Source organism: Streptomyces sp. NPDC057271 (assembly GCF_042668715.1).
GTDB lineage: Bacteria > Actinomycetota > Actinomycetes > Streptomycetales > Streptomycetaceae > Streptomyces.
In genome coordinates, this window is record NZ_JBHUYJ010000003.1 from 157,178 (window position 1) to 178,774 (window position 21,597).

A 21,597-nucleotide genomic window follows, 5' to 3' on the forward strand; every position below is an offset into this window, starting at 1 on the left:
CCGAAAAAAGAGGGGGGGGGGGGCACCCGCCCCCCCCCCCCACCCCTCCACTTCCTCACGCCGGCGTGATGTACCAGGACCACCTAGCGCTTGGCGTGGCCGGCCTTCAGCGACACGTGGTCAAGGATCGCGTCGCAGGCGTCTCCTTGCTCGCACGAAATCTTGAGCGTGTTCGAACCCTTGGCAAGGTTCACGTACGCGTAGGTGTAGGTCCAACCCTTCTCCCAGGCGCCGTCCGCGGCCTTCGCGAAGTTGGACATGTTCAGGGAGCGCGGGCTCTCGGTGTTGACCGACAGCGAAGTCTTCGCGTCTCGGCCCGGCACGCTGTACTTGACGAACAAGGTGTACTCACCGGCGGCCGGTACGTCGACGGACCAGCTGGCCGAGCCTCCGACGCCGTTGAAGTTCACATAAGCGCCGTCCACACCCTCCGCGCCCTTGATGTCCTTCGCGAGCGACGCGCTGCCGCCGAGCTTGAGCGTCGCCGCGTCCTGCTGCGGCAGCGCCGCCGGGGAGTCGTCGGGGGTGGGCTCGGCGCTCGGGCTCTGGGTGACCTCCGAGGCGCCACCGGTCGGCTTGCCGCCCGCGGTACCGCCGTCGGTCTCCTCGCCGCCCTTGTTGGTGATGATGGCGGCCGTGATACCTATCACGACGACCGCGACGACCGCGACCGCGCCGATCAGCAGGCCTCGCGTGTTGGGGCCTCGGCCGCCGCCACCGCCGCGCTGGTGCGGGATCTGCGACTGCCGGGTCTGCTGGTTGCCCGGGTACGTCTCGGGGGCCGCGTACTGCGGATGCGGCTGGCCGTACGCCGGCTGCTGCGGGACCTGGCCGGGCGGCGGGCCGTACTGCTGCTGGCCGCCGTACTGCCGCTCGCCGACCGTTCTGACCTGGTTGTACGAGGTTCGCGGGACACCCGGCTGCGCGGCCGGTCCGGGGTAGCCGTAGCCACCGCCCTGACCCGGGGGCTGGGCGCCCGCCGCCTGGCCGTCCGCGTACAGGTAGCCGAACGGATCGTCGTTCTCGGGCGTGTTCGCGCCGTCGTTACCGGCAGCCATCCGGTCACTCCTATCCCATGCTCGCCAGCCGTCGCCGACCGGCCGAGCCTACCCCGAACGGGGAAGCCGGCGATCCGGTCCTTGACAAGGAGGAGTGGTGTGGGGCGCTATCCGGCGCGCCTGTGGACCTTGGCGCGCGACCGCTTCTCGATGTACATCCGCTGGTCGGCGGAGTTCAGGACCTCTTCGACGGTCATGCCGCACTCGGCCCAGCCGATGCCGAAACTCGCCCCGACCCGGACCGCACGGCCGTCGACCCGGATCGGCGGAATGATCGCGTTACGGAGCCGTACGGCGAGGTCCGCGGCGTCGGCGGCGCCGAGGCCGTCGGCGAGGACGACGAACTCGTCACCGCCGAGACGGGCGACCGTGTCGCCGTCCCGTACGCAGGTGGTGAGCCGCCGGGCGACCTCGATGAGGACCGCGTCGCCGGTGTGGTGCCCGAAACGGTCGTTGATCGACTTGAAGCCGTCGAGGTCGCAGAAGAGCACCGCGAGCCCCTTCGTGCCGTCGTCGATCTCCCCGCCGGTCGGCGCGACGGAGTGGACGTGGTGGTCGTACGGCCCGCCGACGCCGGGCCCCGCGTCGAAGCCGAAGCCGTGCTCGTGCCCGTACGGGGCGTCGAAGTCGGTCTCGAGGGTGGCGTGCGGGCGCTCGCAGAGCCGGGCGCTGAGCCGGGAGCGCAGCTCGGCGCTGTTGGGCAGGCCGGTGAGCGCGTCGTGCGAGGCGCGGTGGGCGAGCTGCAGCTCGTGCCGCTTGCGCTCCTCGATGTCCTCGACGTGGGTGAGGAGGAAGCGGGGTCCGTCGGCGGTGTCGGCGACGACCGAGTTCCGGAGGGAGACCCAGACGAACGTGCCGTCGCGGCGGCCGAGCCGCAGCTCGGCGCGGCCGCCCTCGGCGGAGGTGCGGAGCAGGGTCCCTATGTCCTCGGGGTGGACGAGGTCGGCGAAGGAGTAGCGGCGCATGACGGAGGCGGGCCGGCCGAGGAGCCGGCAGAGGGCGTCGTTGGTGCGCAGCAGGCGGCCGTGCTGGTCGCCGCCCATCTCGGCGATGGCCATGCCGGAGGGGGCGTACTCGAAGGCCTGGCGGAACGACTCTTCGCTGGCGCGCAGTGCCTGCTGCTCACGCTCCAGACGGACGAGGGCGCGCTGCATGTTTGCTCGCAGCCGGGCGTTGCTGATCGCAATCGCGGACTGCGAGGCGTACATCTGCAGGGCTTCCTGGCCCCAGGGGCCGGGGTGCCTGCCGTTGCGGGGCCGGTCGACGGAGATGACGCCGAGGAGCTCGCGTCCGGAGCCCGGGGGTCCCCCCGGGTGGGCGGAGCGTGCGCCGGGGGAGTACATGGGGGCGTAGAGGCGGTCGTGCGGATGCCACTCGTCCTCGAAGCGCGGGGCGGGGCCTTCGGTGTGCCACTGGGGGACGTCGTCCTCGATGAGGATCCAGCCCTCGGTGTGCGGTATGAACCGCAGGTCACCCCAGGCGACACCCATGGAAAGGCGGCGTTCCCAGGACGCGCGGGAGCCGACGCGGCCGGTGATCAGCGCTTCGGCCGCGGAGCTGCCGGCGAAGGCGGCGACGACGAGATCTCCGTCGGGGCGTACGAGGTTGACGCAGGCCAGCTCATAGTTGAGGCCCGCGACGATGCCGTCGGCGACGGTCTGCAGGGTGTCCGCCAGACTGCGGGCTGTATTGAGGTCGGCCACGACCTGATGCAGCTGCCGCAGGGTCGCAAGACGGACGTACGGCTCCGACTCGGTCTCCATCGCTCGCTCTCCCCGAGACCTCGACAGCAACTCCAGGGTTCAGATCGGCTCTCGTACTGCACTGTCTCCGCCACTGAATCACAGCGAGCTGTGCACCCGGTACACAGGGTCAACAAATACTGCACTCTGTGACTCAAGTCACAAGCCGCGATGAAGTGCGCCCGGGGATGCCGGAAACCAACCCCCCTTCTTCCTGAACGCAAAGTGAACGGTGTGCGACCGACAGGGGCGTCACGTGTCACCGTTCCGGGACGAGTCCTAGGACCGGCGGGGGTGCCCGGTCTGGTCCCGGGGCCCGATGTCACGGCCCGCGGGGCGGAGCTAGCGTGCGGATGTGCTGACGACGAACCTCTCCCCGCCCCCCACCTCGGATCTGGCGATCCCCCATGCTGAGGGGGTGAGCAACGACGAGTTCCGGGCGGCGATGTCCCGCCTCGCGGCGGGCGTGGTCCTGGTGACGGCCCACGACCCGGACGACGGTCCGCGCGGCGAGGACGTCGGGATGACCGCGACCGCGTTCCTGTCGGTCTCCCTGGACCCGCCGCTGGTCATGGTGAGCCTGCGCAACGGCTCCCGCATGGACGACCTGCTGGCGGAGGTCCCGGTCTGGGCGGTCTCGGTACTCGCCGAGAACCAGCGCCACATCGCGGGCCGCTTCGCGATGAAGGGCCGCGTGAGCGACCGCCTCCTCTTCGCGGACATCCCGTGCACCCGGGGCGAGGAGAGCCGGGCGCTCCTGGTGACCGGCGCGCTGGCGACCCTCGAATGCCGCACGGAGAACCGCGTGGTGGCGGGCGACCACACCCTGGTGGTGGCCCGCGTCCTGACGTCGTCGGTACCGAGCGCGACGCAGGACGCCCCGCTGACGTACTTCCGGGGCAGGTACCGGCACCTGGCCTGAGCGGGCCCGGTCGTCAGGCCCAGTCGCGTCCCTGGCGGCCCCGCTTCGTCTCCGAGCGCTGCTTCTTCACCCTCAGCCGGCGCTCGTTGATCCCCCGTGGGATCTTCGTCGCCCGGCGCGGCTTCGGCGGTGGGGCGGTCGCCTCCGCGAGGAGCGCGGCGAGACGCACCGCCGCCGTCTCGCGGTTGCGCCACTGCGAGCGGTGCTCCGACGCGCGGACGGTCACCACCCCGCCGACCAGCCGCGAGGCCAGCCGTTCGAGGGCGCGCGCCTTCCAGACCTCGGGCAGCGCCTCCGTCGACGCCAGGTCGAATCGGAGCTCCACCTGCGAGTCACTGGTGTTGACGTGCTGCCCGCCCGGCCCCGACGACCGCGAGAAACGCCACATGAGCTCGGCCTCGGGCAGCGAGACGGAGCCGCGGATCAGATAGGGACCGGACATGTCATCCATGTTCCCCGGACCGGCTCCCGCACGTCATCCTGTTTTCGCACCGCGGCGACACCGGTCCTGGACCGTGGAACCGGCGGGGCACCGTCCGCGTTATCCCGTGTGACGACATCACGAAGGTCACGAAGAAAGGCACATCCCATGGCTGTAAGCCTGTCCAAGGGCGGCAATGTCTCCCTGACCAAGGAGGCTCCGGGCCTGACCGCCGTCACCGTGGGCCTCGGCTGGGACGTCCGCACGACCACCGGCACGGACTTCGACCTCGACGCCTCGGCCATCGGCGTCGACGCCGTCGGCAAGGTCGCCTCCGACGCGCACTTCGTCTTCTTCAACAACAAGTCCACGCCGGACCAGACCATCGTGCACACCGGTGACAACCGCACCGGCGAGGGCGGCGGCGACGACGAGCAGATCAACGTGAACCTCGCCGCGCTGCCCCCGAACGTGGACAAGATCGTCTTCCCGGTCTCCATCTACGACGCGGTCAACCGCTCGCAGAACTTCGGCCAGGTCCGGAACGCGTACATCCGCATCATCAACCAGGCCGGCGGCACCGAGATCGCCCGCTACGACCTCTCCGAGGACGCCGCCGTCGAGACCGCGATGGTCTTCGGCGAGCTGTACCGCAACGGCCAGGAGTGGAAGTTCCGCGCGGTCGGTCAGGGTTACGCCTCGGGCCTGGAGGGCATCGCCCGCGACTTCGGCGTCAACCTCTGACGTACGTACGGCGGTAGGACGGGTTCGGATACGTACGCATCCGACGTCACCGACCACCGGCAGAGCCCCGGCGCGACGACCGCGCCGGGGCTCTCCCCTTGCCCGCGTGATCGTCGAACCGCTCCCCCCGGCCGAGGCCCACGCCCGGCGCCCCGTCGTCCCGCGCAGGAAATTCGGTCCGAAAGAATCCGGCGGCGATGTCGAGAACGCGGAACCGGCTCCGTCCCCGAGGTGAACGCGACCACAATGGGTCGCATCAGCACCGAGGAGAACCACCATGGCCAAGTACCTGCTGCTCAAGCACTACCGCGGCGCCCCGGTTCCGGCGGACTTCGTCCCCATGGACCGGTGGACACCCGAGGAGATCTCGGCCCACGTGCAGTACATGCGGGACTTCGCGGACCGGCTGGAGAAGTCCGGCGAGTACGTCGGCGAGGAGGCGCTCGCACCCGAGGGGACGTGGGTCCGGTACGACGGTGAGGGGCGCCCGCCGGTCACCGACGGCCCCTTCGCAGAGACGAAGGACCTGATCGCCGGCTGGATGGTGATCGACGTCGACAGCTACGACCGTGCCGTCGAACTGGCCGGAGAGCTGTCGGCCGCGCCCGGGGCCGGTGGGACGCCGATCCACGAGTGGCTGGAGCTGCGCCCGTTCCTCGCCGCGCCGCCCACCATCACGGAGTGACCTCACCGATGGACGAGGCACAGCTCAGGAGCCTCACGCCGAGCGTCCTCGCCATCCTCGTCCGCCGCGGAGCCGACTTCGCGGCGGCCGAGGACGCCGTGCAGGACGCCCTGGTCGAGGCCGTCCGCGTCTGGCCGGCCGACCATTCCCCGAGCTCTCGGCCTCGCTCGAGCAGGGGAGACACCATTCGCGACCCGAAGGGCTGGCTGGTCACGACGGCCTGGCGCAAGTTCCTCGACGCGACCCGGGCCGACGCCGCCCGCCGCCGCCGTGAGGACCGCGTCGACGAGGAACCGCCGCCCGGCCCGGCGCCCGCGGTGGACGACACGCTCCAGCTCTACTTCCTGTGCGCCCACCCGTCGCTGACGCCCTCGTCCGCGGTCGCGCTCACCCTCCGCGCCGTCGGCGGGCTGACCACCCGCCAGATCGCCCACGCCTACCTGGTGCCCGAGGCGACGATGGCGCAACGGATCAGCCGGGCCAAGCGCACGGTCTCCGGGGTGCGATTCGACCAGCCCGGCGACGTCGCCACCGTGCTGCGCGTCCTCTATCTGGTCTTCAACGAGGGCTACTCGGGAGACATCGACCTCGCCGCCGAGGCCATCCGGCTCACCCGGCAGCTCGCGGCCGTGATCGACCACCCCGAAGTAGCGGGACTGCTCGCTCTGATGCTCCTCCACCACGCCCGGCGTGCCTCCCGGACCTCACCCGACGGCAGCCTCGTCCCGCTCGCCGAGCAGGACCGCGGCCGATGGGACACCGGGGCGATCGCCGAGGGCGTCCGGATCCTCCAGGCCGCCCTCGCCCGCGACCGGCTCGGCGAGTTCCAGGCCCAGGCCGCCATCGCGGCGCTCCATGCGGACGCGCCGACTGCCGCGGAGACGGACTGGGTGCAGATCGTCGAGTGGTACGACGAACTCGCGCGGCTGACCGACAGTCCGGTGGTCCGGCTCAACCGCGCGGTGGCGGTCGGCGAGGCCGACGGACCACGCGCCGGGCTGGCGGCGCTCGCCGCGCTGGACGACTCCCTGCCGCGCCACGCCGCTGTCGCCGCCTACCTGCACGAGCGGGACGGGGACGTGGAGACGGCGGCGCGACTGTACGCCGACGCGGCCCGAAAGGCCCCCGACCTCGCCGAACGCGACTACCTGACGCGCCAGGCCGCCCGCCTGAACACCGCGAGGCCGCACTGACGAGGCCGCACTGACGACGCCACGCCGAGGAGAGGCCGCGCTGAGGGGGGCCGCGCTGACGGGGCCGCGCGACGGGGGGCAGCGCCAGACGGGGCCGCGCCGACGAGGGGCAATGCTGACGAGGGCCGCGCTGAGGGGGGCCGCGCCGACGAGGGGCCACAGGGGGCGAGGGCGGCAGCGGGCGAGGGACAACAACGGGCGAGGGCGCCGTCAGGGCGTGGTCGGCCGGCCCTTCCCGTACAACCACACGTCCCACACCTCATCGAGATCCTCACCCGCCACGTCCTCCACATAGGCGGTGAAGTCGGCGGTGGAGGCGGTGCCATGACGGTGGGTCGCGGGCCAACCCGCGAGGATCTCGAAGAAGGTCTCGTCGCCGACCGCCTGCCGGATCTTGTGCACCACCATCGCTCCCCGCTGGTACACGGGCGGGTCGAAGAGGTTCTCCGCCTCGGGCGGCTCGGCCGGCGGGAAGGCCCAGTTGGCGTCCACGGCGAACGCCGACTCGAAGCTGCGCTGCGCCGGGGTGTCCTCGAACTCCTCCGCGTACAGCCACTCCGCGTACACCGCGAAGCCCTCGCTCAGCCAGATGTCCTGCCAGGTCGCGGGCGTGACCGAGTTGCCGTACCACTGGTGCGCCAGCTCGTGGGCGAGGATCTCCGGTGTGAACGCGTTCTGCGGGAATACCGGGCGGGTCTGGGTCTCCAGCGCGTAGCCCGCGTCCCCGGTCCGCTCGACGATCGCGCCCGTGGCGGAGAAGGGGTACGGGCCGAAGGTCTCCTCCTGCCAGGCGACGAGCTCGGGGATACGGGCCAGCAGCGGCGCGCTCTTCGCGGCGACGGTCGGGTCCGCGGCCGTCAGCACGGGCAGCCCGGACGGGGTCGCCGAGGCCTTCGTCACGTACCGGCCCACGCCCACGGTCGCGAGATAGCTGGCCATCGGCTCGGCGACGCGCCAGACGGACGTCGTCCGGCCGTTCGCGGTCCGCTCCGAGGTCCGTACGCCGTTGGAGATCGCCTGCGTCCCGGCCGGGACGGTGAGTGTGATGTCGTACGTCGCCTTGTCGGAGGGGTGGTGGTTGCCGGGGAACCAGGCCATGGAGCCGGCCGGCTGACCGAGCGCGAGCGCCCCGTCCGCGGTCCGCAGCCACCCCTCCTGCGAGCCGTCCGCGTCCGTGATCGTCCGGGGCACGCCGGCGTACGTGACCTTCGCGCGGAACACGTCGCCCTTGTCGATGTCGCCGCGGGGCCGGAGCGTCAGCTCGTTCCCGGCCCGGTTGACCGCGGCCGGGACGTCGTCCACGGAGGCCGAGGTGACGGAGAGACCGGCGAGGTCGAGGTTGAAGGCGCTGAGGTCCTGCGTGGCGCGGGCCGTGATCATGGCCGTGGCGTCGAGCCGTCCGTCCCGGGGCTCGTAGCGGAGGTCGAGCGCGTAGTGGGTGACGTCGTATCCGCCGTTGCCGAGCTTGGGAAAGTACGGGTCGCGCAGCCCGGCCGAACCGGGCGTGCCACGCACCCCGCCGACGTCGACGCCGCCGTCCGCGGCTGCGGTGCAGCCGCCGAGGACGAGCAGCGCGGCGAGGGCTCCTGCCAGGCCGGCTCTGCTCCGAAGGTCCACCAGTCGATCTTAGGCAGGGTACGGCTCCGGTGCCGCCCGACAGGGATACGGCTCCGGTGCCCCGACGGGGGTACCGCCCGGTGCCGCCCGACGGGGGTACGGGCGGCACCGGTCTCGTGCGGGCGCGTTCACGCGGCCCTGCGGCTACTTCGAGAGCGCCGCGACGCCCGCCTGCGCGAACTTCTCGTCGAGGTCGCCGCTCGGGGCACCGGCGACACCGATGCCGGCGATCGGCGCGCCCTTGACGGTCACCGGGACGCCGCCGCCGAGGAACAGGGTGCCGGGAATGTCCTTCAGGTTCGGGGCCTGGGCGAGGCGCTTGGCCAGCTCCGAGGTCGGGGCGTTCCAGGAGACCGCCGTGAACGCCTTGCGCTCGGCCGACTCGTACGACTGCGGGCCGGCGCCGTCGCCGCGCAGCGTCACGATGGTGTTGCCGTTGCGGTCCACGACGGCGACCGTGACGCGCTGGTTCTCGTCCTCGGCGGCGTCCAGGGTGGCCTGCGCGGCCTCGGTGGCGGCCTCGATCGTCAGGTGCGTGGTCTGCTGGAGGTTCTTGTTCGACGCGTCGGCCTTGGCGGCGACGGCGGGCGCGGCGGCCGGGGCGGAGGCGTTCGCGGAGACGGCGCCGAGCGTACCGGCGGCGGCGATGGCGACGGTGGCGGCACCGAAGACGATCTTCTTCTTCATGACGGGCTCCTTGCGGCTGTGGCGGTGGTCGGATCGGTTCGAGGCGGTTCGTTCGTTCGCTCCGCCATCGATCCTCCGGCCGGATCCGGGCCCGTACGGTCCACGGACCGGATGCCGCCGTCGCGCATGATGGTCGACGGGGGTGTCAGCCGATCGGTTGATGCCCCTCTGGTCCTCCTGGGCCACCATGGATACGTATCCCCAGGTCAGAAGGTTTCTCCCCCGGTCAGAGGAGTACGTGTGACGGCGCAGGACCCGGACGAGGACCCGGACTCGCGCTGGCTCGCGCGCGTCATGCACCTCGCCTTCTTCCTCCTCCTCGGCGCGTCCCTGGCCCGCTTCCTGCTGCGGCACCCCTGGGAGGACCGCAGCCCGTGGATCGTCGCCCTCTCCGGCGCGCTCGCCGCCCTGTACCTCCTCGGTCCCGTCCTCGGCACCCGCCCCACCCCGCGCCGGATCGCCTGGCTGGTCACGGTCGTCGCCGTCTGGATGCTGCTGGTGGTCCTCGCGCCGAGCTTCGCCTGGTGCGCGGTGCCGCTCTTCTACACCGGCATGCGGACCCTGCCACCGCGGGCCGCCCTCGTCCTCGTCACCCTCCTCACCGTCTTCGTCGTGACCGCGCAGGTCCAGCTCTCGGACGACGGTTTCGACCCCAACCTCGTCGTCGCCCCGCCGGCCGTCGCCGCCATCGCCACCGCCGTCTTCGTCCACGCGCAGCGGCAGGCGGACCGGCAGCGGGCGTTGATCGACGACCTGATCCGGACCCGCCGCGAGCTGGCCGCGATCGAGCGCCGCGAGGGCACCCTCGCCGAACGCCAGCGGCTGTCGATGGAGATCCACGACACCCTGGCGCAGGGCCTGTCCAGCCAGCAGATGCTGCTCCAGGCGGCCGAGCGGACCTGGGACAGCGATGCGTCGACCGCCCGCCGCCACGTCCGTACCGCCGAGTCCATCGCCGAACGCAACCTCGCCGAGGCCCGCCGCTTCGTCCACGACCTGGCCCCGGCCGACCTCGCCGAGGGCGGCGGCCTGGAGGAGGCGCTGCGGATGCTGGCCGGGCGGGAGTCGGCCGCGTTCCGGGTCGACGGGGCACCGGTCCCCCTGCCCGAGCGCGCCCAGTCGGCGCTGCTGCGCATCGCGCAGGGCGCCCTCGCCAACGTCCGCGAGCACGCGGGCGCCACCTCCGCCGCGCTGACCCTGACGTACCTCGACGACCAGGTCGTCCTCGACATCGCCGACGACGGGCGCGGCTTCGAGCCCTCCGCGACGCGCGACGGCGCGGGTGTGCGCGGCCACGGCCTGCCCGCGATGCGGGCGCGGGTGCGCCAGCTCGGCGGCACGCTGACGGTGGAGTCCACCCCGGGCGAGGGCACGGTCCTCTCAGCCGCGATCCCCCTCCCCACGAACCCGGAGACCGGCCGATGAAGACCCACGAACCCGGAGACCGGCCGACGAAGACCCACGAACAGACCCACGGGCCCGGAGACCCGCCGATGAAGACCCACGAACATGGAGACCGGCCGTGACCGTACGGATCCTGCTCTGCGACGACCACGCCGTCGTCCGCGCCGGGCTGCTCGCCCTGCTCGGCAGCGCCGACGACATCGAGGTCGTCGGCGAGGCGGGCAGCGGCGAGGAGGCCGTCGCGATGGCCGCCAAGCTGCGCCCGGACGTCGTCCTGATGGACCTCCAGCTCGGCCCCGGCATCGACGGCGTCGAGGCGACCCGCCGGATCGCCGGGTCGGCCACAGGCGGGCACGTCCTGGTCCTCACGACGTACGACACGGACGCCGACATCACCCGGGCCATCGAGGCCGGCGCGACCGGCTACCTCCTGAAGGCCGAGCGTCCCGAGGAGCTGTTCGCCGCGATCCACTCCGCCGCCCAGGGCCGCACGACCCTCTCCCCGCCGGTCGCCAGCCGCGTCATGGACCGGATGCGCGGCGCCGCCGGGCCCACCCTGACCGACCGCGAGCGGGACATCCTCGGCCAGCTCGCACAGGGCCTCGGCAACCGCGAGATCGCCCGCGCGCTCTTCATCAGCGAGGCGACCGTGAAGACCCACCTCGGACGGATCTACGCGAAGCTCGGCGTGGACACCCGTGCGGGTGCCGTCGCCGTGGCGAAGGAACAGCGCCTGCTCTCCTGACGCTGCTACTCTGCGTTGCCTTGCTATCGCAGAGTGTCAGTTCGTCTCGTCTCGTTGTGGGAGCGCGTGTGAAGATCGCCTGCGTCGGCGGTGGGCCCGCCGGCCTGTACTTCTCGATCCTGATGAAGCGGCAGGACCCCTCCCACGAGATCACCGTCTACGAGCGGAACCCGGCGGGCTCCACGTACGGCTGGGGCGTGACCTACTGGTCCGGACTCCTGGACAAGCTGCGGGCGGGCGACCCGGAGTCGGCGCGCGCCGTCGACGAGGCCTCCGTCCGCTGGACCGACGGTGTCGCCATCGTCCGCGACGAGCGGACCGTCCACCGGGGCGACGAGGGCTTCGGCATCGGCCGCCGCCGGATGCTCACACTCCTCGCCGAGCGGGCGGAGGCGCTGGGCGTACGGATCGAGTTCGAGCACGGGATCACCGGTCCCGACGCCCCCGAGCTGGCGGACGCCCACCTCGTCGTCGCGGCCGACGGGGTCAACAGCGCCCTGCGCGAGGCGTACGCGGGTCACTTCGGCGCCGAGGTCGCCATCGGCCGCAACCCGTACGTCTGGCTCGGCACGACGAAGGTCTTCGACTCCTTCAGCTTCGCCTTCAAGGAGACGGAGCACGGCTGGATCTGGTGTTACGCCTACGGGTTCAGCGGCGAGCAGTCCACCTGCGTCGTGGAGTGCGCACCGGAGACCTGGAAGGGGCTGGGGCTCGGCGCAAGGAGCGAGGCCGACAGCCTGAACCTGCTGGAGAAGCTCTTCCACGACCTCCTCGACGGACAGCCTCTGATCGGCCGCGGACAGGACGAGGGCGCGGCGCAGTGGCTCAACTTCCGCACGCTCACCACCCGCGTCTGGCACCGCGGCAACCTGGTCCTCCTCGGCGACGCCGCCCACACCACGCACTACTCGATCGGCGCCGGCACCACGCTGGCCCTGGAGGACGCGCTCGCGCTCGCGGACGCCCTGCACGCCGGCGGGGACCTGGACGGGGCGCTCGCGCGGTACGGAGCCCGGAGGCGCGCCGAACTCCTCTCGGCGCAGAGCGCGGCCCGCTACAGCGCCCTGTGGTACGAGAACCTGCCCCGCTACATGCGCCTCCCTCCGGCGCAGATGTTCGCGCTCCTCGGCCAGCGTCACTCCCCCCTGCTGCCGCACGTCCCGCCGCAGCTCTACTACCGCCTCGACCGCGCGGTCGACGGCCTGCAGCCCCTGCGCAACCTGAAGCGCCGGCTGGGCCCGAGGCTCGCCCGGGCCCTGCACGCCAGGTCGCGGAGCTGAGCGGGCCGCCGCGCCCACCCGGCGACAGAGCCCACCCACGCCGCCGGGCCCACAACCCCGGCGCTCACGCGACACAGCCCACCGCCCCGGCACGGCCCCCCACGCGCGCCGCACCCCACCGCCCTGCCACGGCCCCGCACGGCCCACCGCCCCGGCACACCCCACCCACGCCACGCACCCCACCGCCCCGGCACACCCCACCGACGCGGTAAGGGCCCTGCCGCCGCGCGTGGGACCATCGTCTCCGTGCTCGACATCGGCTACTCCCTCTCCCGTCGCTTCCCCGACCCCCCGCAGACCGACTACCGCCGCGCGGACGTCCACGCCCTGCGCCACGACCTGTTCTGCGGGGACGTCTACCTCGCCGACCCCAAGGCCGACCGCGAGGTGTCCACAGCCTGGGGATGGGTGCCGGTGCTCGACTTCGCGTGGGCCCTCTGCGACATCGTCGAGCAGCTGGACCGCGACCCCCGCGGCAGCCGGTCCTCGCAGCCCCAGTACGCCGAGCTCGACTTCACCGAGTCCACGGACCGCATGCTCTTCGAGCGCCGCTTCGGCTGGGTGGACGTGGAGGCCGACTGGATGCCGGGCGACGAGCCGCCGCTCACCTTCAACCACACCGAACTGCGCCGCGAGGCCCGCGACTTCCTGCACGACCTGGTCGCCGACCTCACCGACATGCACGAGGGCCTCGGCGACAACCCCGTGATCTGGGACCTCCAGGCCCGATTCCCCCGAGTCCCGTAAGGCGCGCCCTCAGTCCTCCACCCGCACCCCCAACTGCGCGGCGAACACCGGTGCCAGGTCCAGCAGCTGCGCCGTACTGATCACCGCTCCCGACAGGGCGTCGACCCCCCGCGCGATCTCCAGACGCTCCACCGTCCGCAGGTCGACGTCCTTCATCCGGGCCCCGCCGAAGTCCGCCCCCTTCAGCACGCACCCCCGGAACTCGACCCGTTCGAGCACCGCGCCCCCGAAGTCGGGCTCGTCGAGCACGCACTCCTCGAAGACGACGTCCTTCAGCCTCGCCGTCCGCAGATTCGGGAAGTCGATCTTCCCTCGTCTCACGAGCACCCTCTCCAGCACCGCCCCGTGCAGCTGCGTCCCCCCGAGCCGCGCGTCCACGATCTCCACGTCCCGCAGCGACGCCTCCGCCAGATCCGTACCGACCCCGCGCACCCCGTTCAGTACGGAATCCAGCAGGCGCGCCCTCCTCAGCCGCGTCTCGTCCAGCGCGCACTCCCGCACCGCGCACTCCAGGAAGCGCGCCCCGGACGCGCTCTGCCCGGACAGGTCCCGCCCCTCGAACGCGACCCCGTCGTAGTCCCCGTCCGGCTCCAGCCCTCCTTCGTACGCCTCCAGCGGCGGCAGCCGGACCTCCGCCCGCCGCGCCGCCGCGATCTTCTTCCTGCCGCTCGACCTGCCCGTCACCATGCCTCCATCGTGACCCACGCCACTGACAACGCCCCGATGTCACATCCGGGACCCCCTCGCCCGTCCCCCTCGTACCAGCGACACGAGGGAGCGAGCGATGCAGCGAAGCGACACGACCAGGACCGCCCGGAACCACATCACCGTCGTCGGCGGCGGATTCGCCGGACTCACCGCGGCCATCACCGCCGCCGAGTCGGGAGCCGCGGTCACCCTGCACGAGGCCCACCACACACTCGGCGGCCGCGCCCGCACCGCCGACGGGCCGTACCGCACGAACGAAGGCCCGCACGCGCTCTACCGCAAGGGCCCCCACTGGACCTGGCTCGCGCAGCGCGGCCTCATCGGCCCCCTCGCGCAGATCCCGCCCCTCGAAGCCGCCCGCTTCCGCTTCCACCTCGGCGGCGCGCTGCGCCGCACCCCGCCGCTCGGCTTCCTGCGCCACACGCTCCGCACCGCCGACCGGGCCCCCGTCGACACCGACTTCCTCACCTGGGCCACCCGGATCGCCGGACCGGAGGCGGCCCGTCAGGCCGCCGCGTACAGCGGGGTCGCCCTCTTCCACCACGACCCCGGCGCGCTCTCGGCCCGCTTCGTCCAGGAGCGGCTGCACCGGGCCGCCGCGCTGCCGCCCGAGGCCCGGTACATCCGGGGAGGCTGGGGGCGGCTCGTCGAGCGGATGGCCGCGTACGCCCGGGAGGCGGGCGTACGGATCGAGACCTCGTCCCGGCTCGACGCGCTGCCGCTCGCCGACGGCCCGGTCGTCGTCGCGACCTCCCTCGCCGCCGCCGCCCGGCTCCTCGGTGAGCCGGACCTCGGCGGGGAGAGCGGCCGCACTGTCCTGTTCGACCTGGCGCTGCGCCGCCGCAAGGGCGACCCGTTCATCGTCTCCGACCTGGACGCGCCCGGCTGGATCGAGCGCTTCACCGCGCAGGACCCCTCCCTCGCCCCGGCCGGCGAGGAGCTGATCCAGGCCCAGCTCCCCATCGCCCCGGGCGAGTCCAAGGCCGACGGCGTCGCGCACGCCGAGCGCCTGCTCGACCTGGGGTTCCCGGGCTGGGGGGAGCGTACGGTCTGGCGCCGCGAGGCGGTCTCCAGCGGCCGTACGGGAGCGGTCGACCGGCCCGGTACGACCTGGCGCGACCGGCCCGCGATCGACCGCGGCGACGGCGTGTACCTGGCCGGCGACGAGGTCGCGGCGCCGGGCGTGCTGTCGGAGGTGTCGTTCACGAGCGCGGTGGAGGCGGTGTCGCTGGCGCTCAGGACCCGGATCCTTGACCTCAAGTCCGCTTGAGGTTGGAGGCTGGGGCCGTCACGACGTACCGCCCACTCTTCGGGGAGTCCTCATGCACGCGATCCGTCTCCACGCCTTCGGCCCGGCGGAGAACCTCACGTACGAAGAGGTCGAGGACCCGGCCCCCGGCCCCGGACAGGTACGGATCGCGGTCACCGCGGCCGGCGTCCACCTCCTCGACACGGCCCTGCGCCTCGGCGCGACAGGCCCCTTCCCCGCCCCCGCCGAGCTGCCCACGATCCCCGGCCGCGAGGTCGCCGGCACCGTGGACGTGCTCGGCGAGGGCACGGACCCTTCCTGGCTGGGCAGGCGCGTCGTCGCCCACCTGGGCGTGGCCCCGGGCGGCTACGCGGAACGCGCCGTCGTGGACGCCGGCCGGCTGCACGCCCTGGCGGACCACCTCGGCGAGGCGGAGGCCGTCGCGATGATCGGCACCGGCCGCACCACGCTCGGCATCCTCCAGTTCACCGAACTCGGCCCGGACTCCATCGCCGTCGTCCCGGCCGCGGCCGGCGGCATCGGCACCCTCCTCGTCCAGTACGCGAAGAACGCCGGCGCCACGGTCGTCGGCCTCGCGGGCGGCCCGGAGAAGGTGGCCCTCGTGGCGGAGAACGGCGCGGACCTCGCGGTCGACTACAAGCTCCCCGACTGGCCGGACCAGGTCCGGGCGTTCCTCGGCACCAGGACCGCCACGGTCGTCTTCGACTCCGTCGGCGGCGCCACCGGCCTGGCGGCCGTCGACCTCCTCGGCAAGGGCGGCCGGCACATCGTCTTCGGCTGGTCCGGCGCGGGCCTCCACGACGGCGAACCGCTCACCTTCACCGACGAGGAACTCGCCGCCCGGGGCATCACGTCGGAGTCCGTCCTCGGCCCCGTCATGATCCAGAAGGCCGGCGGCGACGTCCGCACCCTCGAACTCGCCTCCCTCGCCGCCGCCACCGCGGGCACCCTCCGCCCGGCCGTCCACCGCTTCCCTCTCGCCGAGGCCGCCGCGGCGCACCGCGCCCTGGAGACCCGGGGCACGGTCGGCAAGGTGGTCCTGATCCCGTAGGGCCTGTCCCCCTGATCCGTGCAGATCTGGTCGCGCGGTCCGCCTGCCCGGTGGCAGGGTGCGGTTATGGATCACGTAGAGGTACTGCTCATCGGAGGGCGCGCAGGCGTCGGCAAGACGACGGTGGGATGGGAGGTCTCAGCACGTCTGCGCGCTGCGACGGTCGCTCACTGTGTGATCGAAGGTGACTTCATGGGGCAGGCCCACCCCGCTCCGGAGGGGGACCCACGCCGCAGAAGGATCGCCGAGCGCAATCTGACGGCGCTCTGGTCGAACTATGCCGAGCTCGGATACCGCCGGTTGATCTACACACACACGGTGAGCGTTCTGGCAGAGAACGAGGGCATGTTCCGGCGCGCCATGGGTGCGAACGTCAGGATCGTGCGGGTGGTGCTCACCGCGTCCGATGCCACCGCCCGCGAGCGGCTGACCGCTCGGGAACTGGGCTCGGAGCTGAAGCAGGAGTTGGAGGGCAGCGCCCGCAAGGCGCGGATTCTGGAGGAGCAGACGCCCCCGGGCACGGTGCGAGTGGCCACCGACGGACGGGCCGTGGTCGACATAGCGCGCGAGGTCGTCGGCGCCACCGGATGGCTGGCGGACGTCTCCGGGTAGGTTCCTCGCCGCTCAAGGGCGAGTCCGGGCGAGGAAGGACCGGGTGTCCCGCCAGGGCGTCCGGCAACTTGCCGACGTGGTAGAGCTGGTGGAGGACACCGGCGTCCGGTTCGTTTCCCTGAAGGACAACCTGGACTCGGCCAACCCGGGCCGGGTCAGCCTGGCATCGTTCCTGGCCGAACAGGCCAAGGAGGAGGCCGAGAACATCCAGCTCCGAGTGGCTGCCCGCCAGCTCCTTGACCGCCGCAGGGGGCGGTGCGATCTCGAGTGCTGGACCAGGCACCGCAGAATTGGGCGGCCCTCAGCGATTCGCGAATATTCGAGAATCGCTGAGGACAGAACACCACCGGCGGTTCCACCCTGGAGACGGCCCTATCGGGTCATCCGGGCGAGAGGGGAACGACGTTGGCAAGGCGACTTCGCTTCATCGGCACCAACTCCGGCAATGACGGCTGTCCGACGCTCTACGAAGACCTGGACACGGGTGAGGTCCTGGTCCAGGGAGACGCTGTGACCGACCCTGACGACGTGGCCCAACTCAGCAACGTCAAGTCCGGGGAGGGGTTCGTGGTGGTGCCGCGCCTGCTCCTGGCCGACTTCGCGCCGAGGGACGTGGACCGGGTGCCGACGTTGATCAGCTTCGAAGAGTTCGGCGGGATGTTCCGCACCTTCGAGCACACCGCCTGGCGGCTTGAGACCCGCCGCCGATACCAGTCGGACGAGGAGACCGGGACCTACACCCGGTTCGCCCGAGGTGAGGATGCCGGGTGGGACCTGGACGACCCGTGGTGTGTGTCCCGGCGCGAACAGTCCGCACTCGGCAAGCGGTTCGAGCGCGTACGCATCGTGGACAACCCTCCGACCCTGGGCCAGCGGTACCTCCTGGACAACGCCCGCCGCAACAGCACCGTAGGAGAGGACATCCGGAACCTGTGGCGGAGCGACGCAAAGCGGCTGAAGCTCCTTGAAGAGGACTTCTGGCTGTTCGATTCACGCGTCATCGCACGGCTTCACTTCGATGACGACGACCGGATGACCGGCGTCGAACTCGTCACGGACCCCGTGGAAGTCCTGCGCGCCTGCCAGGCCCGCGACGCGGCATGGCACCACGCCGTCCGGTATGACGAGTTCACGGGCCAGGTACCTTCCACCGAGTGAGCAACGACTTTCAGCAGGCCCGAGTGGCCCTTGGCGCGCGGCTCCGTGAGCTGCGCGCCGCACGGGGCTTCACGGGGCGCGAACTGGCGGCGGTGTTGCTCTGGCCCCAGTCCAAGGTCAGCAAGCTGGAGACAGGGCGGCAGACCGCCACAGCAGACGACCTCCGGGCATGGGCCAAGGCAACGGGGCACCCGGAGGCTACCGATGAACTGATCACCCGCCTACAGACGCTGGAGTCCCGATCCCGCTCCTGGCGGCGCCAGCTTGCCGCCGGGCACAAGCCCGTCCAGGACGCTCTCACCGCTGAGTACGAGCGATCCAGAACCTTCCGGGCCTGGCAAGGCTCCATGGTCGTCGGGATGCTCCAGACACCTGACTACGCCCGCCACGTGTTCAGCGAGTACGTCGACCTTCACCAGTCCGTCCGGGATGTGGACGAGGCGGTACGGGCCCGCGTGAGGCGCCAGGAATTGCTCTACGAGCCGGGGAAGACCTTCCACATCATCATGTGGGAGGCCGCTCTCCACGCCCTGGTCTGCCCGCCGCCGGTACTGGCTGCCCAACTCGACCGGCTCATGGGTGTGCTGGGGCTCGACACCGTCACCCTGGGAATCGTCCCGCTGGGCGCCCCTCTCAAGCTCCCGCCGGCCAACGCGTTCTGGCTGTACGACGACCGCTTGGCCATCGCCGAGGACTGGCACGCGGAACTATGGCTGGACGACTCCGCGACCGTCGGCGTGTACCAGCGGGTCTGGCAGACACTCGCTGACTCCGCCGTCTACGGGGCGGAAGCCCATCGCGTGATCACACGCGCCCGGCGGGCACTCGACCTCAGCTGAGAATCACCCCGAAGAAGCCCCGGCGTCGCTCGAATCAAGGCGAATCAGGGCCGACAAGCAGCACCCAGGGCTCATACCGTCCCGGTGTGGTCCGAGGCATTCGGAGCGCTGGAGGGGACGGTGAGGCATGAACGAGGAGTGGAGACCGGCCGCCAGTCGGTACGCGGTGGACCGTAACGGGACGCTGGGTCGGGTGGACCGCCGGTACGAGGGGAGCGTGTACCTGCGTCCGCCGGGCGGGGGCCGGGAGTGGGCGGTCCCGCCGGGGGAACTGCGGGAGCCGACCCCGGAGGAGCTGGTCCAGGCCCGCTTGTTCGCCACCCCGGTGACGGCGGTGGAGCAGTGACGGTCCGGACGGTTCTCCGCTCCGTGACGCACCGCATCAAGCGTCATCCGGAGTCGGAGGCCACGGCGGCCACCGCCGTGTTCATCGTCCGGGCGGCCATCGCGTTCTTCCTTACCGCTCACTGAGATTTCCCGCACGCTCCCGCCGGACGGCGGAGCAGGAAGCGAGCGAAGGACACCCCGTTCTCCCGGTCCGCAAGCCGGGCCGGACCGGGAGAGCGGACACCACGAAAGGGAGCGCACCCATGGTGAGACGACGGCAGCCGGACCGGCTGGTCTGGGTCGGAAACCCGCTGGGATTACCCGTGCCCGAGGGGGAGGACCGGCGCCGCGTGGCCATCGACCTCTTCCCTGGGGACCGGGTTCGTGTGGGGTCGACCTGACGCACGGCGCTGGAGGTGACCCACCGAACGCGGAGTGAGCGGACCTGGGTGACGGTCGCCTGGGCAGGGCCTATCCAAGTCCGCACGCTCTACGACGGTGCGGATCTGATCCACGTGGACGACCCAGCTCCCGCCCCGACCGCTCCCGAGGAGTTGCACATGGCCTACGCCGACGGATTCAGGGAGTAGGAGCCGTGATCCATGGCCCGTTCCACGCCGATGCGGTGGCCGCCATTGCCCCGGAGCTACAGGCCCAGGGCCCCCGCGCGGAGTGTCCCCGCTGGGCGCGCCCCCGGGCGACTTCAGCGGCGCCGCAGGCTCCCTCCAACGCTGGCGGCGGGGGACTGCGAACAATTCCCGGTCACCGGTCACTCCTTGCCGTGGCCGGGATCTGAGCAGAGACTCCGCTCCTTCGCTGCGGGAGCGGGCAAGGCCCTCCGCCTGGGAACCGCCGGAGGGAACGTCCGCCCCCCCGGGGGGGGTGGGACGGCTTTCCACTGGTCGCCCGGGGCGGACACAGCCCGAGCCGATACGGCTCGGGCTGGCATTCCACAACCGAGAGGAGCACGGCATGGGATGGGGAACGGGTAAGGGCGGGAGCGGAGGCAGCGGACAGCACTCGGGAAACAAGGACCCGGGCACGTCCAAGCCGTCCACGGACACCGCCAAGCCGAAGGACCCGCCGAAGCACAAGAAGGACTAGTGCACGTGACGACACAGGATCTCGCAGCGTCCGAGCAGATCGCCATGCGCGATTTGCTCGGCGCGGTGAACAACGACCTGGAAGCCCCACTGGGGGCCGAGTGGGAACGTGCGGCCTGGGCCGTCCCCCGCCACCGGTTCCTCCCTGAACGCATCTACCTGGGAGAGGACTGGAGCCCTGCACCCGGGCGGAGGCGCCGGAGACATGGTTGCGGACCGCCTACACCAACGACTCCGTGGTGACGCAGATCAACGACGGCCAGGACCCCGGCGACGGGGACCGCTGGGCGTCGTCGTCCGCATCGGCTCCGGCCATCGTGTTCCGCATGCTCGACATGTTGGACCTGGCCGACGGACACCGGGTTCTGGAGATCGGGACCGGGACCGGCTGGAACGCGGGTCTACTGGCCCACCGCCTGGGCGCGGAGAACGTGACCACGGTGGAGGTGGACCCGGTCCTGGCGACGGATGCGGAGATGCGTCTCCGGAAGCTCGGCCTGGAGCCGGCGGTGGTCTCCGGGGACGGCGCCCGGGGCCACTCGTCCTCCGGACCGTACGACCGGGTGGAGGCCACGTGCTCCGTGCGGTCGGTCCCCCGGGCGTGGGTGGAGCAGACCCGGCCCGGCGGGGTCGTGCTCACGCCGTGGGAGACGCCCTGGCTGTGCTACGGCCTATTGCGCCTGAAGGTGGGCGTACAGGGCGACGCGTCGGGACGGTTCTCTCCCCACTCCGCGTTCATGCTCATGCGGAACCAGCGCACGGACCTGCGGATCTACCGGGACGTGGTCCGCGACGGCCACCAACCGGACGAGTCGCGTACCAAGTTGTCCCCCTGGAACGTCACGGGCGACGACCTGACGGTCCAGTTCGCCGTGGGCCTCCAGCTCCGTGACGTGTGGTGGACCTGGCACGACGACCCCGACGTGCACGGGGTGGAGTCCAGACTGTGGGTCGCGACGGCCGACGCCTCGTCCTGGGCGGCCGTCGACTGGGACGGGAAGTCGGACGACCAGTTCACCGTGTGGCAGTACGGCCCGCGTCGTCTCTGGAACGAGGTGGAGGCGGCGCACGCCTGGTGGACCCACGCCGGCCGACCCGGGCCGGAGCGGTTCGGACTGAGCACCGCCCCGGGTACCCGTGAGTGGGTCTGGCTGGACACGCCGGACCGGCCGCTCCCGACCACCGGCTGACCGCACCATGACCGGTCCCGGTCGTCCGCTCCCCCCGTGGCGGATGGCCGGGGTCACCACCACGCCCGCCCGGGAGTCCCCGGGCGGGCGTTCG

General features: G+C 71.9%; 24 protein-coding genes. 18 read left to right on the plus strand and 6 right to left on the minus strand.

Annotation, left to right across the window (positions count from 1 at the left end):
* Window positions 1-83 precede the first annotated feature (83 nt).
* Together ACFUJR_RS02525 and cdgB are read right to left on the minus strand one after the other, a co-directional pair.
* A complete protein-coding gene (locus ACFUJR_RS02525; protein ID WP_383167988.1) occupies window positions 84-1,058 on the minus strand; it encodes a carbohydrate-binding protein in 975 nt (324 codons plus the stop codon).
* Between the two features lie 107 nt (window positions 1,059-1,165).
* Window positions 1,166-2,821 carry a diguanylate cyclase CdgB gene (gene cdgB / locus ACFUJR_RS02530; protein WP_383167991.1) on the minus strand — a complete coding sequence of 552 codons (1,656 nt, stop codon included), beginning with the start codon at window positions 2,819-2,821 and terminating at the stop codon, window positions 1,166-1,168.
* 424 nt (window positions 2,822-3,245) lie between these two features.
* On the opposite strand from cdgB, the gene ACFUJR_RS02535 reads away from it, so the two are divergent.
* Window positions 3,246-3,722: a flavin reductase family protein gene (locus ACFUJR_RS02535; protein ID WP_383168090.1), complete on the plus strand. Its 477-nt coding sequence runs from the start codon at window positions 3,246-3,248 to the stop codon at window positions 3,720-3,722.
* 13 nt (window positions 3,723-3,735) lie between these two features.
* Here the strand turns inward: ACFUJR_RS02535 and arfB are convergent, their stop codons facing one another.
* A complete protein-coding gene (gene arfB, locus ACFUJR_RS02540) occupies window positions 3,736-4,173 on the minus strand; it encodes an alternative ribosome rescue aminoacyl-tRNA hydrolase ArfB (RefSeq protein WP_383167994.1) in 438 nt (145 codons plus the stop codon).
* 138 nt (window positions 4,174-4,311) lie between these two features.
* Here arfB and ACFUJR_RS02545 point away from each other — a divergent pair, with 138 nt between their 5' ends.
* The 3 genes from ACFUJR_RS02545 to ACFUJR_RS02555 all read left to right on the plus strand — a co-directional run bounded on the left by ACFUJR_RS02545 (window position 4,312) and on the right by ACFUJR_RS02555 (window position 6,765).
* Complete coding sequence (locus ACFUJR_RS02545) at window positions 4,312-4,887, plus strand: TerD family protein (protein WP_383167997.1); 576 nt, start codon at window positions 4,312-4,314, stop codon at window positions 4,885-4,887.
* A gap of 277 nt (window positions 4,888-5,164) precedes the next feature.
* The gene (locus ACFUJR_RS02550; RefSeq protein WP_383168000.1) at window positions 5,165-5,572 is read left to right on the plus strand and encodes a YciI family protein; all 408 of its coding nucleotides are present in this window, start codon (window positions 5,165-5,167) and stop codon (window positions 5,570-5,572) included.
* An 8-nt stretch (window positions 5,573-5,580) separates the two neighbouring features.
* Window positions 5,581-6,765, plus strand: a complete 1,185-nt coding sequence (locus ACFUJR_RS02555) for an RNA polymerase sigma factor (protein WP_383168093.1) — start codon at window positions 5,581-5,583, stop codon at window positions 6,763-6,765.
* A 210-nt stretch (window positions 6,766-6,975) separates the two neighbouring features.
* On the opposite strand, the gene ACFUJR_RS02560 is transcribed toward ACFUJR_RS02555, so the two are convergent.
* Both ACFUJR_RS02560 and ACFUJR_RS02565 read right to left on the minus strand, forming a co-directional pair.
* Window positions 6,976-8,382: a M1 family metallopeptidase gene (locus ACFUJR_RS02560; protein WP_383168003.1), complete on the minus strand. Its 1,407-nt coding sequence runs from the start codon at window positions 8,380-8,382 to the stop codon at window positions 6,976-6,978.
* 144 nt (window positions 8,383-8,526) lie between these two features.
* Window positions 8,527-9,069, minus strand: coding sequence for a heme-binding protein (locus ACFUJR_RS02565; RefSeq protein WP_383168006.1), 543 nt, complete (start codon window positions 9,067-9,069; stop codon window positions 8,527-8,529).
* A 294-nt stretch (window positions 9,070-9,363) separates the two neighbouring features.
* On the opposite strand from ACFUJR_RS02565, the gene ACFUJR_RS02570 reads away from it, so the two are divergent.
* From ACFUJR_RS02570 to ACFUJR_RS02585, 4 genes are all read left to right on the plus strand, one after another.
* Window positions 9,364-10,494, plus strand: coding sequence for a sensor histidine kinase (locus tag ACFUJR_RS02570; protein WP_383168096.1), 1,131 nt, complete (start codon window positions 9,364-9,366; stop codon window positions 10,492-10,494).
* Window positions 10,495-10,591: 97 nt separating this feature from the next.
* Entirely contained in the window at window positions 10,592-11,218 is a 627-nt protein-coding gene (locus tag ACFUJR_RS02575) for a response regulator (protein WP_383168009.1), read from the plus strand.
* A 68-nt stretch (window positions 11,219-11,286) separates the two neighbouring features.
* A complete protein-coding gene (locus ACFUJR_RS02580; RefSeq protein ID WP_383168012.1) occupies window positions 11,287-12,498 on the plus strand; it encodes an FAD-dependent monooxygenase in 1,212 nt (403 codons plus the stop codon).
* Window positions 12,499-12,744: 246 nt separating this feature from the next.
* Complete coding sequence (locus ACFUJR_RS02585; RefSeq protein WP_383168015.1) at window positions 12,745-13,245, plus strand: hypothetical protein; 501 nt, start codon at window positions 12,745-12,747, stop codon at window positions 13,243-13,245.
* Window positions 13,246-13,254: 9 nt separating this feature from the next.
* Here the strand turns inward: ACFUJR_RS02585 and ACFUJR_RS02590 are convergent, their stop codons facing one another.
* Complete coding sequence (locus tag ACFUJR_RS02590) at window positions 13,255-13,932, minus strand: pentapeptide repeat-containing protein (protein WP_383168018.1); 678 nt, start codon at window positions 13,930-13,932, stop codon at window positions 13,255-13,257.
* A gap of 97 nt (window positions 13,933-14,029) precedes the next feature.
* Here ACFUJR_RS02590 and ACFUJR_RS02595 point away from each other — a divergent pair, with 97 nt between their 5' ends.
* The 10 genes from ACFUJR_RS02595 to ACFUJR_RS02640 all read left to right on the plus strand — a co-directional run bounded on the left by ACFUJR_RS02595 (window position 14,030) and on the right by ACFUJR_RS02640 (window position 21,503).
* Window positions 14,030-15,223: an NAD(P)-binding protein gene (locus ACFUJR_RS02595; protein WP_383168020.1), complete on the plus strand. Its 1,194-nt coding sequence runs from the start codon at window positions 14,030-14,032 to the stop codon at window positions 15,221-15,223.
* 52 nt (window positions 15,224-15,275) lie between these two features.
* The gene (locus tag ACFUJR_RS02600) at window positions 15,276-16,274 is read left to right on the plus strand and encodes a zinc-binding dehydrogenase (RefSeq protein ID WP_383168023.1); all 999 of its coding nucleotides are present in this window, start codon (window positions 15,276-15,278) and stop codon (window positions 16,272-16,274) included.
* A 66-nt stretch (window positions 16,275-16,340) separates the two neighbouring features.
* Entirely contained in the window at window positions 16,341-16,886 is a 546-nt protein-coding gene (locus tag ACFUJR_RS02605) for an AAA family ATPase (protein WP_383168025.1), read from the plus strand.
* A 43-nt stretch (window positions 16,887-16,929) separates the two neighbouring features.
* A complete protein-coding gene (locus ACFUJR_RS02610; RefSeq protein WP_383168028.1) occupies window positions 16,930-17,400 on the plus strand; it encodes a recombinase family protein in 471 nt (156 codons plus the stop codon).
* Window positions 17,292-18,044 carry a DUF6879 family protein gene (locus ACFUJR_RS02615; RefSeq protein ID WP_383168031.1) on the plus strand — a complete coding sequence of 251 codons (753 nt, stop codon included), beginning with the start codon at window positions 17,292-17,294 and terminating at the stop codon, window positions 18,042-18,044. Before ACFUJR_RS02610 ends, ACFUJR_RS02615 begins: the two co-directional genes overlap by 109 nt.
* Entirely contained in the window at window positions 18,041-18,883 is an 843-nt protein-coding gene (locus ACFUJR_RS02620; protein ID WP_383168034.1) for a helix-turn-helix domain-containing protein, read from the plus strand. Before ACFUJR_RS02615 ends, ACFUJR_RS02620 begins: the two co-directional genes overlap by 4 nt.
* 127 nt (window positions 18,884-19,010) lie before the next feature.
* On the plus strand, window positions 19,011-19,229 hold the full coding sequence (locus ACFUJR_RS02625) for a hypothetical protein (RefSeq protein WP_383168037.1): 219 nt from the start codon (window positions 19,011-19,013) through the stop codon (window positions 19,227-19,229).
* A gap of 397 nt (window positions 19,230-19,626) precedes the next feature.
* Entirely contained in the window at window positions 19,627-19,800 is a 174-nt protein-coding gene (locus ACFUJR_RS02630; RefSeq protein ID WP_383168039.1) for a hypothetical protein, read from the plus strand.
* A 382-nt stretch (window positions 19,801-20,182) separates the two neighbouring features.
* Window positions 20,183-20,314 (plus strand): hypothetical protein, encoded by a 132-nt coding sequence (locus ACFUJR_RS02635; RefSeq protein ID WP_383168042.1) that lies wholly within the window; start codon window positions 20,183-20,185, stop codon window positions 20,312-20,314.
* 208 nt (window positions 20,315-20,522) lie between these two features.
* Window positions 20,523-21,503 (plus strand): methyltransferase domain-containing protein, encoded by a 981-nt coding sequence (locus tag ACFUJR_RS02640; RefSeq protein ID WP_383168045.1) that lies wholly within the window; start codon window positions 20,523-20,525, stop codon window positions 21,501-21,503.
* Window positions 21,504-21,597 lie beyond the last annotated feature (94 nt).

Bases quoted from the DNA above. Each gene is read 5' to 3' on its own strand.
- ACFUJR_RS02525 (WP_383167988.1), bottom strand. From the start codon at position 1,058: ATGGCTGCCGGTAACGACGGCGCGAACACGCCCGAGAACGACGATCCG.
- cdgB (WP_383167991.1), bottom strand. From the start codon at position 2,821: ATGGAGACCGAGTCGGAGCCGTACGTCCGTCTTGCGACCCTGCGGCAG.
- ACFUJR_RS02535 (WP_383168090.1), top strand. From the start codon at position 3,246: ATGTCCCGCCTCGCGGCGGGCGTGGTCCTGGTGACGGCCCACGACCCG.
- arfB (WP_383167994.1), bottom strand. From the start codon at position 4,173: ATGGATGACATGTCCGGTCCCTATCTGATCCGCGGCTCCGTCTCGCTG.
- ACFUJR_RS02545 (WP_383167997.1), top strand. From the start codon at position 4,312: ATGGCTGTAAGCCTGTCCAAGGGCGGCAATGTCTCCCTGACCAAGGAG.
- ACFUJR_RS02550 (WP_383168000.1), top strand. From the start codon at position 5,165: ATGGCCAAGTACCTGCTGCTCAAGCACTACCGCGGCGCCCCGGTTCCG.
- ACFUJR_RS02555 (WP_383168093.1), top strand. From the start codon at position 5,581: ATGGACGAGGCACAGCTCAGGAGCCTCACGCCGAGCGTCCTCGCCATC.
- ACFUJR_RS02565 (WP_383168006.1), bottom strand. From the start codon at position 9,069: ATGAAGAAGAAGATCGTCTTCGGTGCCGCCACCGTCGCCATCGCCGCC.
- ACFUJR_RS02570 (WP_383168096.1), top strand. From the start codon at position 9,364: ATGCACCTCGCCTTCTTCCTCCTCCTCGGCGCGTCCCTGGCCCGCTTC.
- ACFUJR_RS02590 (WP_383168018.1), bottom strand. From the start codon at position 13,932: ATGGTGACGGGCAGGTCGAGCGGCAGGAAGAAGATCGCGGCGGCGCGG.
- ACFUJR_RS02595 (WP_383168020.1), top strand. From the start codon at position 14,030: ATGCAGCGAAGCGACACGACCAGGACCGCCCGGAACCACATCACCGTC.
- ACFUJR_RS02600 (WP_383168023.1), top strand. From the start codon at position 15,276: ATGCACGCGATCCGTCTCCACGCCTTCGGCCCGGCGGAGAACCTCACG.
- ACFUJR_RS02605 (WP_383168025.1), top strand. From the start codon at position 16,341: ATGGATCACGTAGAGGTACTGCTCATCGGAGGGCGCGCAGGCGTCGGC.
- ACFUJR_RS02625 (WP_383168037.1), top strand. From the start codon at position 19,011: ATGAACGAGGAGTGGAGACCGGCCGCCAGTCGGTACGCGGTGGACCGT.
- ACFUJR_RS02635 (WP_383168042.1), top strand. From the start codon at position 20,183: ATGGGATGGGGAACGGGTAAGGGCGGGAGCGGAGGCAGCGGACAGCAC.